The sequence below is a fragment of the Mesorhizobium sp. ESP6-5 genome, assembly GCF_020164695.1.
In the GTDB taxonomy this organism is placed as follows: domain Bacteria; phylum Pseudomonadota; class Alphaproteobacteria; order Rhizobiales; family Rhizobiaceae; genus Mesorhizobium; species Mesorhizobium australicum.
The window spans coordinates 298817-311148 of the sequence record NZ_JAIUGR010000008.1 but is presented as its reverse complement, the minus strand read 5'-3'; the positions used below and the strand labels follow the sequence as shown (position 1 = coordinate 311148).

The window sequence follows — 12332 nt, the reverse complement described above, 5'->3', positions numbered from 1 at the left end:
ATGTCGCAGAATACTGAAATCGTCATGGATGCGGTGCGCGTCGCCGACCATGATCGGTATCTCACCGCGCTCTACGCGCCGGCCGACAAGCGCGAGGCGCTGTTTTCGCTGTACGCCTTCAATGCCGAGATATCAGGCATTCGTGACCGCATCCATGAGCCTTTGCCGGGGGAGGTCCGGCTGCAATGGTGGCGCGATGTCATCGCCGCCGGCGGCGAGGCGGGCGCGGGCCATCCCGTTGCCGAAGCCTTGAACACTACCATTGCGGCGTTCAAGCTGCCGAAACTGGCCTTTGAGAACATGCTCGAAGCACGCATTTTCGATCTCTACGACGATCCGATGCCGTCGCGCACCGATCTGGAAGGCTATTGCGGCGAGACGGCAGCCGCGCTGATCCAGCTTGCGGCAATGGTGCTCGATCCTGTCGAGGCGCCAAGGTTCGCCGAACTGGCGGGCAGGGCGGGCTGCGCGCAGGCAATGACGGGCCTTTTGCTTCTGTTGCCGCTGCATCGCAGGCGCGGGCAGTGTTTTGTCCCGGCTGACATCTTGGCGGCGGCGGGCTCGTCGCCGGAAGAATTCGTTGCGGGCGATGGCGGTCCCGGTGCCCAGCGCGCCGTGGCCGCGATGATCTCGCTGGCGCGCGAACATCTTTCCGCCTTCGAACGGGGGGCTGCCGCGCTGCCGGGGTCGCTGCGTCCGGCATTCCTGCCGCTGGCGCTGTCACGCGCTTATCTCGACAAGATGGAAGGCTCGCGCCGAGCCCCGCTCGGGGGCGTGGCACGGCTGTCGGCGTTGCGCCGGCACTGGCTGCTGTTGCGCCATGCGGGCAAGGGCTGGCCGACACATTGACGTAAACGTCAATCGTGTTAAGAAGTCCGCCTGCCGAGAACTGTCGCCTAAGACGACAGGCTGGCCCGGAGGAGATTCCCGTTAATGAGCTTGCCCGTGCTGGTCGTGATCGTCGTTCTGGGCATCGCGCTGTCGGTAGCCGCCGTGCATTTCACCGGCGGCAGCAATATGGTCACTCTGACCGGCGCGGATCAAGCCACGGGCCGTTTCGCAGAGGACTTTCCCGACGAGATTGTGACCGCGGTTCGACTAACCGCGGACAGCCGATCCGCTTTTCTCGATCTTGCCCATGGCCGCACGGGCATCGTCCACGGTATCGGCGACTGCTTTCTGACCCGCGTCGTGACGCCTCGGGACGTCGTTGTGTCCAAAACTGACGAGACGGACACGATCCAGCTGCGGCTGACGGACTTCACCTGGAAGGGCGGCCGCTTCCGCTTCGCCAATGCCGCCGACGTGCAGGCCTTGCGGAACGCTCTTGGGCCGCGAGACACGAGTTCCGGGAAGGAGGCAGCGTGATGGACAGCTACGAGTTTCCGCAGGTCACCCAACTGGCCATTCCGTTTTTTGTCGCCGCGATCCTGATCGAGCTCTGGCTGGTGCGGACCGGTCGCGCCAAGGGCTCGTTCGAGACCCGCGACACGCTGACCAGCCTGATGATGGGCACCGGCAACGTCGTCGCCGGGCTGCTGCTCGGCGTCGTGTCCTACTGGGCGCTGTTGTGGCTATGGCAGTTCCGAGTCTTCAATCTCGGCCTGTCGGTTTGGGTGTTCCTGGCGGCCTTCCTTCTCGATGATCTGCGCTACTACGTCTACCACCGCATCGCGCACCGGGTGCGCTGGGTGTGGGCGGAGCACGTCAACCACCATTCCAGCCAGCACTACAATTTGTCGACGGCGCTCAGGCAAAGCTGGACCGGCCTGTTCACCTTCATGTTCGTGCTGCAGGCGCCGCTGGTGCTGCTCGGCTTCCATCCGGCGGTGATTGCCTTCACCTTCGGTTTCAACCTGGTCTGGCAGTTCTGGATCCACACCGAGACGATCGGCAAGATGTGGAACTGGTTCGAGTTCATCTTCAACACGCCCTCGCACCACCGCGTCCACCACGCCACCAACCCGCGCTATCTCGACGCCAACTATGCGGGCACGCTGATCATATGGGACCGCATGTTCGGCACCTTCGTCGAGGAGTTGGAAGAGGACCGGCCGCGCTACGGTATCGTGAAAAATCTCGGCACTTTCAATCCGCTGAAAGTGGCGTTCCACGAATGGATCGGCATGTTCAGGGATGCCTTCGCGCCGGGGCTGACAGTGAGCGAGCGACTGAACTACCTGATCAAGCCACCAGGCTGGAGCCATGACGGCTCACGCGAAACTTCGGAGACGCTGAAGGCTGCTTATGTCAGGCGAAATCCTGCGGAGGCGGGCAAGCCAGGCTTGCCGTTAGCGACCGCCGAGCCGGCCGAGTAGCTGTCCGGTCAAGAGGGTTTGTCGCTATCGCGCATCAGCGCTTCGTAGTCGCGGCCGCCGTAGAAGATGTTGACGATGTGAACGACATCGCTTTCGACCACGTAGGCTATAACAGCGGAGTGTTCGAAAGGAACCGTCCTCAGTCCCGGCGCGATGTCATCACGCGGGCGACCGCCACGAGGGACGTTTCCAACGCCCAGGCAGCGTTCCTTGATCCGGTCGACGAAACCGTTGGTGATGCTTTCGCTTCCGCTGCTCTCAAGCACATAGGCGGCGATAGCCTCGAGGTCGGATATAGCTCCTTCGCTAAGAACGACGGCGAGACGCTGAATCATCATTGTCTCGCGCCAGTTGCGAAATGCGGTTCTTTACTCTGTCGATTGCCTCATTGAGCGGAACGGCGGGTCTCGTATCCTCGATCGACGCCTTCACACGCGCCCTGATCGAGGCCATGCGCTCGGCGTGTTCCTCTTCTTCGCGTTGGAAAGCGCGAAGAGCTGCGCGGATAACCTCGCTGGCCGAGCCGAACGAACCGTCCTCGACTCTTTCGCGGATCATGCGTGCCATCGCGGGTGTGACGGTGACGGATAGTTTCTCGGCTGCTTCCATGGAACGGCTCCGCTCGGCGTAAAGTAGGATAGTATCCTACTTTACGCCGAGCGTCCAATCAGGCCGCGAGCTTATTCGGCAGCCTCAGCCGTCTGCGCCGGCACACCCAGCCATTCACGGCAGTCTTGCAGGGCACGCGAGGTGATGGCGTGGCGCTTGGCGACGGTCTTGTCCTTGCCGCGCATGCGCTTGCCCTCGCTCTTCGGCGCCTCGACCGGCGGGAACAGGCCGAAATTGACGTTCATCGGCTGGAAAGAGCGTTTGCCCGGCTCGTCGTCGGAAACGATGTGGCCACCGGTGATGTGGTTGAGCAGCGCGCCGAAGGCGGTGGTAAGCGGCGGTAGCGATGGTGCATGGCCGAGCCGCTCGGCCGCGGCGAAGCGCCCGGCGAGCAGGCCGATGGCGGCGCTCTCGACATAGCCTTCGCAGCCGGTGATCTGGCCGGCAAAGCGCAGGCCGGGTCGCGACTTCAGCTGCAGCGAGGCGTCCAGCAAGGTCGGCGAGTTGATGTAGGTGTTGCGGTGCAGGCCGCCAAGGCGGGCGAAGTCGGCGTTTTCGAGGCCCGGAATGGTGCGGAACACGCGCACCTGTTCGGCGTGCTTCAGCTTGGTCTGGAAGCCGACCATGTTGTAGAGCGTGCCCAGCGCATTGTCCTGCCGCAACTGGACGACCGCATAGGCCTTCACCGTCGGATTGTGCGCGTTGGTGAGGCCCATCGGCTTCATCGGTCCGTAGCGCAGCGTCTCGACGCCGCGTTCGGCCATGATCTCGATCGGCAGGCAACCGTCGAAATAGGGCGTGCCTTCCCATTGCTTGAACTCGGTCTTCTGGCCGTCGACCAGCGCCTGCACGAAGGCGAGGTACTGATCCTTGTCCATGGGACAGTTGATATAATCCTTGCCGGTGCCGCCAGGCCCGACCTTGTCGTAGCGCGACTGGAACCAGCAGGTATCCATGTCGATCGTGTCGAAATGGATGATCGGCGCGATGGCATCGAAGAAAGCGAGCGCATCGGCGCCGGTCGCTTCGGCGATCGACTGGGCAAGCGATGGCGCGGTCAGCGGCCCGGTGGCGATGATCGCCTGGTCCCACTCCGCCGGCGGCAGGCCGGGAACTTCCTCGCGCTCGATGGTGATCAGCGGATGTGCCTCGAGCTTTTTCGTCACCGCGTCGGAAAAACCATCGCGGTCGACGGCCAGCGCGCCGCCTGCCGGCACCTGGTTGGCGTCGCCGGCGCTCATGATCAGCGAGCCGGCCAGCCGCATTTCGGCATGCAGCAGGCCGACGGCGTTGTTTTCGGCGTCGTCGGAGCGGAAGGAATTGGAACAGACGAGTTCGGCCAGGCCATCGGTCTTGTGGGCATCGGTGCCGCGAACCGGGCGCATTTCATGCAGGATGACGGGAACACCGGCCTCGGCCGCCTGCCATGCCGCTTCGGAACCGGCGAGGCCGCCGCCGATGATATGGATTGGATTTTTGCTCATGGCCGCCGGAATAATCGCTTGCCGCGGCGATTGCAATTGTCGCGTGGCGGTAACGCGAAACGCCTGGTCGGGAACACCTGCCCCTGAATACAACAACACCCGCCGGGGGAGGAGGTCCGGCGGGTGTCGTTTTGGGGGTCGACCCTCGGGAGGAGGTGAAGGCCGACCGTATTCGTCATCGCCGGGGAGGAGATCGGCTCAGACGAAATTCTCTTCGCATTTTTAGAGAGGGCGAAACCTCTGGGGCAAAATTCGTTTGTCCCGGGGAAACAGCGCCCGCCGCGGGAGGAGGTGCGGCGGGCGCCGTTTGGGTGGCCAACCTTCGGGAGGAGGTGAAGGTTGGGCCTATTCGTCATCGCCGGGGAGGAGGTCGGCTCAGACGAAATTCTCTTCGCATTTTTACAGAGGGCGAAACCTCTGGGGCAAAATCCTTTTGCCCCGGGGAAACAACGCCCGCCGCGGGAGGAGGTGCGGCGGGCGCCGTTTTGATGGTCAACCCTTGGGAGGAGGTAAGGGCGGACCGAATTCGCTTGGGTCGGGGAGGAGGTCGACCCCAGCGAAATTCCTTGGTTACATCGCCTGGCGGGCGATGATCTTGATTTCGTCGCGGACGATGACGAGATCATGCAGCTGGCGGTTCGAAAGGCGACCCAGCTCGGTAACCGTCTCGCGATAAACGCGCCAGTTACGATAGTTGCGGATCAAGTTCATTGTCGTTCTCTTTTTCAAAACTGGTTCGGACCATTCGCGGCCCGAAGGATTAGACCGCCTTGCGAGCGACGTAAGGGATGTCGCTGCGGCTGATGCCGAGGTCGGTCAGTTCACGGTTGCTCAGGCGGCTCAGCTCGGAGACGGTGTCCCGGTAGCGGCGCCAGTTGCGGTAGTTGCGGATCAGGTTCATGGTAGTTCTCGTTTCGTCTTTCTTGCGGATCATTCCGTTTGTGTACGAACCATAAGTAGGGGGACCCATATCGATTTAAAAGCGCTATGGCTGCATGGCAGCAATGCAAATTGTGCAATGCAACATTAACGCGGCTTCACCGACCCGAGACAAAGAAGCCGAATCAGAAAGTGCCGTGACGTCAACGGTTTGGGCTGATCGGCTGAAAAAAGACCAACTGGGGGAGAAGGGGAATGGCGGGCTATTCATCACGATTAAGGTCCGATATCGCGCGGTGGCGGCAGGCAGGCCTGATCGACGCCGCCACAGCCGATTCCCTGGTCCGTGACGTCGACGCCAACGCCCGCCAGTCGCTCAGCTTCGGCTCGATCCTCGCGATGATGGCGGCCCTGCTCTTTGGAGCGGCCATCCTGATCTTCGTCGCCGCCAATTGGGAAGCGATCCCGCGGCTGGCGCGGGTGGCCGCGCTGTTCGCCGTTATCCTTGGCGGCTATGTCGGCGGGGCGGTGCTGAAGACGCGCGACCATGCGGCGATCGGCGAAGCCCTGTGGGTCGTGGCGGCGGCCGCGTTCGGCGCTTCGATCGCGCTGATCGGGCAGATGTACCATTTGTCCGGCGACGAGGCTTCCGCCCTGGTCACCTGGGGCGCCGGCACGGCATTGGCGGCGGTGGCGCTGCGCTCCAACGCGCTGACCGTGACAGCGATCGGCATCGCCGACGCCTGGCTGTTCCTGAAAGGGTTTGACTATTACAGCCGTAGCGAGTTTCCGCACGCCTTCATCGTCATGGCGGTGGTGCTGTTTGCCGTATCGTTCTGGACCCGCAGCCAGCCGGCGCGGCATCTGATCATCCTGTCGCTGCTTTTCTATGTGGTGCTCCTGGCCATGGATCACGCGACGCTGCCGGTAGCGATCCCTCTGGTCATCGTCTCCGTCGCGCTTTTCGCAGCTGCCGTTCTTGCGCCGGAACCGGTCGACAGGATCGTGCAACTCGGCGGTCGTTTGCCCCTGCACGCGCTGCTTGGCTTCCTCACCGGCCTGGCCATCATCCAGTTCGAACTGGCTGACGAGAGCACCTACAACAGCGGTTTCGCCATCGCTTCGGTCGTCGCATTGGCGGGGATCGTCGCGGCAGTCGTGTTCGCAGGCCGTGAGAGCCGTGGCCTGCGCTGGCTGGCCTATCTCGGCTTCGCCTTCGAACTCGCCATCATTTATGTCGTGACGCTTCAGTCGATGCTCGACACCGCCGGCTTCTTCCTTGCCGCCGCGCTGCTGCTGGGCGTGCTTGCGATCGTCATCATCCGCGTGGAAAAACGCATGAAGGGTCCGGCCATTGGGGGAGCCACGGCATGATGACCGGGAAGAGGCTTGTCATCTCGGCGCTGGTGCTGGCGCTCGTCCAACTCGGTTTTCTCAGTTGGATCATCGCCAGCCGGGCGGCGATCCTGCGTAATGGCAAGGAAGTGCTGCTGAAGATCCAACCAGTCGATCCGCGCGACTTGCTGCGCGGCGACTATATCGTCCTCGGCTATGACATCTCGCGCATACCGGTTAAAATGATCGCCAACATTGCGTCCGACAAACAGTCCAGCGACGACACCTCGATCGTGGTCCGGCTGAAGAAGGGCGCCGACGGCTACTGGACGCCGACCGCCGCCTGGTTCGGCACGGCGCCGACGCCGGCCGCCGCGGACGAAGCCGACATTTCGGGCCATGTCGCCGCAGGTTGGGATCTTCGCGGCGAAGGCATGACGATCGCGCCGGATTACGGCATCGAGCGCTTCTATCTGCCCGAAGGCGAGGGGATGGCGATCCAGAGCGACATGCGGGTGCGCCCGTTCGGGATCAAGCTGGCGCTCGCCGCCGACGGCACGGCGCAGATCAAGGCGCTGATGGATGGCGACAAGACGCTTTTCAAGGAGCCGCTCTATTAGGTCGTGGGACGCGCGATAACGACGCCGGTCCTCTTCGCCAGGTCTCGCAGGACGCTCCTTCGTCTAGCGAGCGTCGGGTGGCCTGCCACCCGACGCTCAAAGCGCGAAAAAGTGGTGCGGGTAGAGGGACTCGAACCCCCACGATCTCTCGCCAGAACCTAAATCTGGTGCGTCTACCAGTTCCGCCATACCCGCGTGGCCCGGCAATCCCATGTAGCCATCATTCTGTCAATGTCGGAGACAAGATGTCGGCTCAGGGCCGGAATGTTGGTTATTCGCCTAAACGCGAAGACTGTTGAAAATTAGGCTCGCCTGTGACAAAAGGCGTGTCAAATGTGACGGAACGCGACGATCCGCTTCTACAAGATGTGATAAGAAGTAGGAAAAACAAGAACTTATTCACATTTTGGAACGCAGTTTGGGAGAGTTTGAGCCGTATTTCCGGTCAAATCGCCAGGTTCCGTACCAAAAGCCATTCCCGGCAAGAATTACCGGCAGGCTGTGAACGGCAGGGAGCCGTTTGGCAGCCTCATTGGTGAAAACAAAGGTTTTACGATGCAGGTCACCGAAACTCTCAATTCCGGTCTCAAGCGCGAGATCAAGATCACCGTGCCGGCCGGTGATATGGAAGCCAAGCTGATGGCGCGGCTGTCGGACGCCCGCAACAAGGTCCGCATCAACGGCTTCCGTCCGGGCAAGGTGCCGGTGCAGCACCTGCGCAAGGTCTATGGCAAGTCGTTCATGGCCGAAGTGGTCAACGAGATCCTCAACGACTCGACCCGCTCGATCATCACCGGGCGCGGCGAAAAGGCCGCCATGCAGCCTGAGGTCATCATGACCGAGGACGAGAAGGAAGCCGAGAAGATCCTGGCCGGCGGCGCCGACTTCGAGTTCCGCCTCAACTATGAGGTCATTCCGGCGATCGAGATCAAGGATTTCTCCGACATCAAGGTGACGCGCCAGGTGTTCGACGTTCCGGATTCGGAAATCGACGACCAGGTCAAGCGCGTCGCCGAATCGGCGCGCAGCTACGAGCCGAAGACCGGCAAGGCCGCCGAAGGCGACCGCGTCACGATCGACTATGTCGGCAAGATCGACGGCGAGGCTTTCGCTGGCGGCGCCGGCAACGACCAGCCGCTGGTGCTGGGCTCCAAGGAGTTCATTCCGGGCTTCGAGGATCAACTGATCGGCGCCAAGGCCGGTGACGAGAAGCAGATCACCGTGACCTTCCCGGAAAACTACCAGGCGGCGCATCTGGCCGGCAAGGAAGCGACCTTCGAGGTCACCGTCAAGGAAGTGTCGAAGCCCGGCGAGCTCGAAATCAACGACGAGACCGCCAAGAACCTTGGCCTGGAATCGCTCGAGCGCCTGCGTGACATCGTGCGCGGCCAGATCGAGAACCAGTTCGGTTCGATGACGCGCCAGAAGGTCAAGCGCCAGCTGCTCGACCAGCTCGATGCGGCCTATTCGTTCGAAGCGCCGTCGAAGCTCGTCGAAGCCGAGTTCAACAACATCTGGGCGCAGGTCAACCGCGACCTGGAAGCCGCCGGCCGCACCTTCGCCGACGAAGAGACGACCGAGGAAGATGCGCGCGCCGAATACATGCGCCTTGCCGAGCGCCGCGTGCGCCTTGGCCTGGTGCTGGCCGAGATCGGCGAGAAGGCCGGCGTCACGGTTTCGGACGAGGAACTGCAACGCGGCCTGTTCGAGCAGGTTCGCCGCTTCCCGGCCAACCAGCAGCAGGAAGCCTTCGAGTTCTATCGCAGTAATCCCGAGGCGCTCAACGCGCTGAGGGCACCGATGTTCGAGGAGAAGGTTGTCGACCACCTGCTAGAACAGATCTCGGTCACTGACGTCAAGGTCAGCAAGGAAGAGCTGATGGCCGACGACGAGGAAGACGAGACCAAGGCCAAGGCGAAGCCGGCCAAGAAAGCCGCGTCGAAGAAGGCCGAAGCCAAGGCAAGCGATGCCGCTGACGAGACGGAAGAGCCGAAGAAAAAGGCCGCGCCGAAAAAGAAGGCCGCCAAGGACGCCGAATAGGCCGCTCATTGCAGCGAATTCCGAAAGGCCGCCTCCGGGCGGCCTTTTTTCGTTGCCAAACTGCAACATCGGATTCGTTCCTGATGGGCACCGGTGGCGATACGAAGCCTTGATCATTATCTGGTTGGTTGGAAGGCCAGAGGTAATTGGTGATGTCGTTGGGGGTGTTCGTGGGAACGAGGCGCGCTGCCGCCACGGTGCTTTTCCTTGCCTTGGCCTGCGGCGCTGCCGGGGCCGGTACGGAGAATTGGCGTTTTGACACGGCCAATGACGGCCTCGTCACGGCGTCGGTCTATGCCACCAACAAACTGATCACCGGAGGCGGCGCGCTGAGCTACAGCCCGGTGCTGACCATCGCTTGCCGGGCTGACGGCGAGCCGGCCTGGACCGAATGGCTGCAATTGAACGACGCGGTCTCCGCAAGCCGGAAAATCACCATGTCGGTGACCATCGACGGCGCCGGCAAATTTGACGAGAGCTGGTCCGTCGGCACGCGCGGCAGGCAGCTGATGCGCGACGGCGCCGATGGCATCAAGCGCCTCGTTCCGGCAAACCGCCTGCTGCTGTCATGGCGCTTCGGATTGTTGTCGGGGCGTGGCCAAGCCGATTTCGACCTCGCCGGCTTCGACGAGGCGGTCAGCCAGATTGCCGGCAGCTGCAAGACTGATCGGCCTTGATTTTAGAAGAGTGGCGATCTTTTGGGCTGTTGCCACTGGAAGATTGATCCGCGAGTGCGCGGCATCAGCATCGTTCTTTCCACAATTGAATGATTTCAAATTCCGGCCAGGATAATCGCCAGCGCCGTGGCGTTGCCGTCTCGCGAATACAAGACCTAGATCAGCAGCAGGCCCTTCATGCTGGAATAGCCCTTTCGCCCGATGATGATGTGGTCATGCACGGAAATGCCCAGCCGCTTGGCGGCTTCGATGATCTCTTTCGTCATCTCGATATCGGCACGCGACGGCGTCGGGTCGCCGGAGGGGTGATTGTGGACCAGGATGATCGCGGTGGCCGACAGTTCGAGCGCGCGCTTGACCACTTCCCTGGGATAGACGGGCGTGTGGTCGACCGTGCCTGTCTGCTGCACCTCGTCTGATATCAGCGCGTTCTTCTTGTCGAGGAAAAGGATGCGGAACTGCTCGCGCGCCTCGAACGCCATGGCCGAGCGGCAATAGTCGAGGAGCTGCTGCCATGACGAGAGGATTTCGCGGCCCTGAACCTCGCCGCGCGCCATGCGCTGGGCGGTCGCCGCGATGACCTTCAGCTCGAGCGCCACGGTCGGGCCGATGCCCGTGACCTCCTGCAATAGGCCGACGGGCGCGCCGAGCACTTCGGCCAACGTGCCGAAGCGGGCCAGCAGCGCCTTCGCGACCGGCTTGGTGTCGGCGCGCGGGATCAGGCGGAAAAGCAGGAGTTCCAGCAGTTCATAGTCGGGCAAGGCATCCGGGCCGGCCGAGGCAAAGCGCTCGCGCAGACGATCACGGTGGCCGAGATAGTGAGGCTTTTCGGCGGGAGCCTGTCTGGCCTTCGTGGCTTGCCGCACTGGCACCTCGGAGAAGAAACTCCGCTCGTCGTCATCGCCCTGTGTCGCCATGTGCCGCCCATCCAGCCCGAGCAATGATCGCTGATCCCCGCGAAACACTAGGACGGCGGGCGGGGGCGGTCGAGGTCTTTTCGGCGGCAAGGAATAAGTTAGCCACCGACCTCGACGCAATGTTGCGGCAATGGGGGTCGCGCAAGCTCACGGCATCGCCATTGATGGCCCCGCATCGGAGAACCAAGATGCCCAGCCTCGTTCGTATCCTGCTGTCCGCCGGGCTGCTTCTGAGCTTCAGCCCTGCAATGGCTGCCCTGGTGATCGATGCCGTACGCGCCGGTAGCCGCTCTGATCAGAACCTCCCGATCCATTTCATCCAATACGATGATCCCTGCACAGACGGCCGTTACAGCGACGGTAAGCCGCATAACTGCCGGGAGCTCCTGCGCATGCTGGACCGCCGGGAGCGTTATCGGGAACGGCACGACAATTACCGGCGCGAACGCTACGATCCCTGCATCAATGGCAGGGTTAGCGATGGCCGTCCGCGCAATTGCCGGGAAATAATGCGCTGGCTACGAGATATGAATGAGGACGAAGACTGGCGGCCGCGCAAACACTGGAAATAGGCCGCTATTCAAGACCCTCGCCACAGCGTCCTAAATCGGCAGGCCGGGGCGGTCGAGCTTTTTGGGCGACAGCGTGAAAATCTCGCAGCCGGTATCGGTCACGCCGATCGTGTGCTCATACTGCGCCGACAGCGAGCGATCGCGCGTCACCGCCGTCCAGCCGTCCGACAGGACTTTCACATGCGGCCGGCCAAGATTGATCATCGGTTCGATGGTGAAGATCATGCCGGCGCGCATTTCCACGCCTTCATTGGCGCTGCCATAATGCAGGATGTTTGGGGCATCATGGAACAGCTGGCCGACGCCGTGGCCGCAGAAATCGCGCACCACGGAGCAGCGCTCCGCTTCGGCGTAGGTCTGGATGGCGGCGCCGATGGCGCCGGTGCGCGCGCCCGGCCTGACCGCGGCGATGCCGCGCATCAGGCACTCATGGGTGACCTCGAGCAGGCGTTCGGCGGCGCGCTTGATCGTGCCGACCGGATACATGCGCGAGGAATCGCCGTGCCAGCCATCGAGGATGTAGGTCACGTCGATGTTAACGATATCGCCATCCTTCAGCGGCTTGTTGTCGGGAATGCCGTGACAGACGACATGGTTGATCGAGGTGCAGGACGATTTCGTGTAACCGCGATAGTTGAGTGTGGCCGGCAGCGCGCCGTTGTCCATGCCGAACTCGAAGACGAAACGGTCGATCGTGTCCGTGGTGACGCCGGGACCGACCATTGGCACCAGCTCGTCCAGGCAGCGCGCGGTGAGGTCGCATGCCTTGCGCATGCCGGCAAAGCCTTCCTCGCCATAGAGGCGGATCTGGCCGGTGTTTCTGAGCGGTGCAGTGGCGGCGTCGAGATAGGTGACCATTTTGTCCATATAGAAGGTGGCGC

15 protein-coding genes and 1 tRNA gene are annotated in these 12332 nt (G+C 62.4%); 8 read left to right on the top strand and 8 right to left on the bottom strand.

Features of this window, described 5'->3' with window-relative positions; genetic code table 11:
• From LB524_RS16020 to LB524_RS16010, 3 genes are all read left to right on the top strand, one after another.
• Positions 1-849: a phytoene/squalene synthase family protein gene (locus LB524_RS16020; protein ID WP_224528130.1), complete on the top strand. Its 849-nt coding sequence runs from the start codon at positions 1-3 to the stop codon at positions 847-849.
• 96 nt (positions 850-945) lie between these two features.
• Positions 946-1368: a hypothetical protein gene (locus LB524_RS16015; RefSeq protein WP_224528052.1), complete on the top strand. Its 423-nt coding sequence runs from the start codon at positions 946-948 to the stop codon at positions 1366-1368.
• On the top strand, positions 1368-2318 hold the full coding sequence (locus LB524_RS16010; RefSeq protein ID WP_181166278.1) for a sterol desaturase family protein: 951 nt from the start codon (positions 1368-1370) through the stop codon (positions 2316-2318). Before LB524_RS16015 ends, LB524_RS16010 begins: the two co-directional genes overlap by 1 nt.
• A gap of 8 nt (positions 2319-2326) precedes the next feature.
• Here LB524_RS16010 and LB524_RS16005 read toward each other — a convergent pair whose 3' ends face one another.
• The 5 genes from LB524_RS16005 to LB524_RS15985 form a co-directional block, all read right to left on the bottom strand.
• A complete protein-coding gene (locus LB524_RS16005; RefSeq protein WP_140661125.1) occupies positions 2327-2653 on the bottom strand; it encodes a type II toxin-antitoxin system RelE/ParE family toxin in 327 nt (108 codons plus the stop codon).
• Positions 2625-2927, bottom strand: a complete 303-nt coding sequence (locus tag LB524_RS16000) for a type II toxin-antitoxin system ParD family antitoxin (protein WP_015317549.1) — start codon at positions 2925-2927, stop codon at positions 2625-2627. The genes LB524_RS16005 and LB524_RS16000 overlap by 29 nt, the downstream gene beginning before the upstream one ends.
• Positions 2928-2998: 71 nt before the next feature.
• Positions 2999-4411 carry a methylenetetrahydrofolate--tRNA-(uracil(54)-C(5))-methyltransferase (FADH(2)-oxidizing) TrmFO gene (trmFO, locus tag LB524_RS15995; protein WP_140661126.1) on the bottom strand — a complete coding sequence of 471 codons (1413 nt, stop codon included), beginning with the start codon at positions 4409-4411 and terminating at the stop codon, positions 2999-3001.
• A gap of 570 nt (positions 4412-4981) precedes the next feature.
• Positions 4982-5122: a DUF1127 domain-containing protein gene (locus LB524_RS15990; protein WP_224528040.1), complete on the bottom strand. Its 141-nt coding sequence runs from the start codon at positions 5120-5122 to the stop codon at positions 4982-4984.
• A 49-nt stretch (positions 5123-5171) separates the two neighbouring features.
• Positions 5172-5312, bottom strand: coding sequence for a DUF1127 domain-containing protein (locus tag LB524_RS15985; RefSeq protein WP_013531315.1), 141 nt, complete (start codon positions 5310-5312; stop codon positions 5172-5174).
• Between the two features lie 233 nt (positions 5313-5545).
• Between LB524_RS15985 and LB524_RS15980 the strand changes: the two genes are divergently transcribed.
• Together LB524_RS15980 and LB524_RS15975 are read left to right on the top strand one after the other, a co-directional pair.
• Complete coding sequence (locus tag LB524_RS15980; protein WP_224528026.1) at positions 5546-6664, top strand: DUF2157 domain-containing protein; 1119 nt, start codon at positions 5546-5548, stop codon at positions 6662-6664.
• A complete protein-coding gene (locus tag LB524_RS15975) occupies positions 6661-7245 on the top strand; it encodes a GDYXXLXY domain-containing protein (protein WP_224528023.1) in 585 nt (194 codons plus the stop codon). The genes LB524_RS15980 and LB524_RS15975 overlap by 4 nt, the downstream gene beginning before the upstream one ends.
• Before the next feature lie 112 nt (positions 7246-7357).
• On the opposite strand, the gene LB524_RS15970 is transcribed toward LB524_RS15975, so the two are convergent.
• Positions 7358-7440: transfer RNA gene (locus LB524_RS15970), tRNA-Leu, on the bottom strand.
• Between the two features lie 360 nt (positions 7441-7800).
• On the opposite strand from LB524_RS15970, the gene tig reads away from it, so the two are divergent.
• Positions 7801-9285, top strand: coding sequence for a trigger factor (gene tig / locus LB524_RS15965; RefSeq protein WP_140661129.1), 1485 nt, complete (start codon positions 7801-7803; stop codon positions 9283-9285).
• 152 nt (positions 9286-9437) lie between these two features.
• Entirely contained in the window at positions 9438-9962 is a 525-nt protein-coding gene (locus tag LB524_RS15960; RefSeq protein ID WP_224528020.1) for a hypothetical protein, read from the top strand.
• Between the two features lie 155 nt (positions 9963-10117).
• On the opposite strand, the gene radC is transcribed toward LB524_RS15960, so the two are convergent.
• A complete protein-coding gene (gene radC / locus LB524_RS15955; RefSeq protein WP_140616103.1) occupies positions 10118-10879 on the bottom strand; it encodes a RadC family protein in 762 nt (253 codons plus the stop codon).
• A gap of 188 nt (positions 10880-11067) precedes the next feature.
• Here radC and LB524_RS15950 point away from each other — a divergent pair, with 188 nt between their 5' ends.
• Positions 11068-11451, top strand: coding sequence for a hypothetical protein (locus tag LB524_RS15950; RefSeq protein ID WP_224528017.1), 384 nt, complete (start codon positions 11068-11070; stop codon positions 11449-11451).
• Positions 11452-11481: 30 nt separating this feature from the next.
• Here LB524_RS15950 and map read toward each other — a convergent pair whose 3' ends face one another.
• On the bottom strand, positions 11482-12309 hold the full coding sequence (gene map / locus LB524_RS15945; RefSeq protein ID WP_140716652.1) for a type I methionyl aminopeptidase: 828 nt from the start codon (positions 12307-12309) through the stop codon (positions 11482-11484).
• Positions 12310-12332 lie beyond the last annotated feature (23 nt).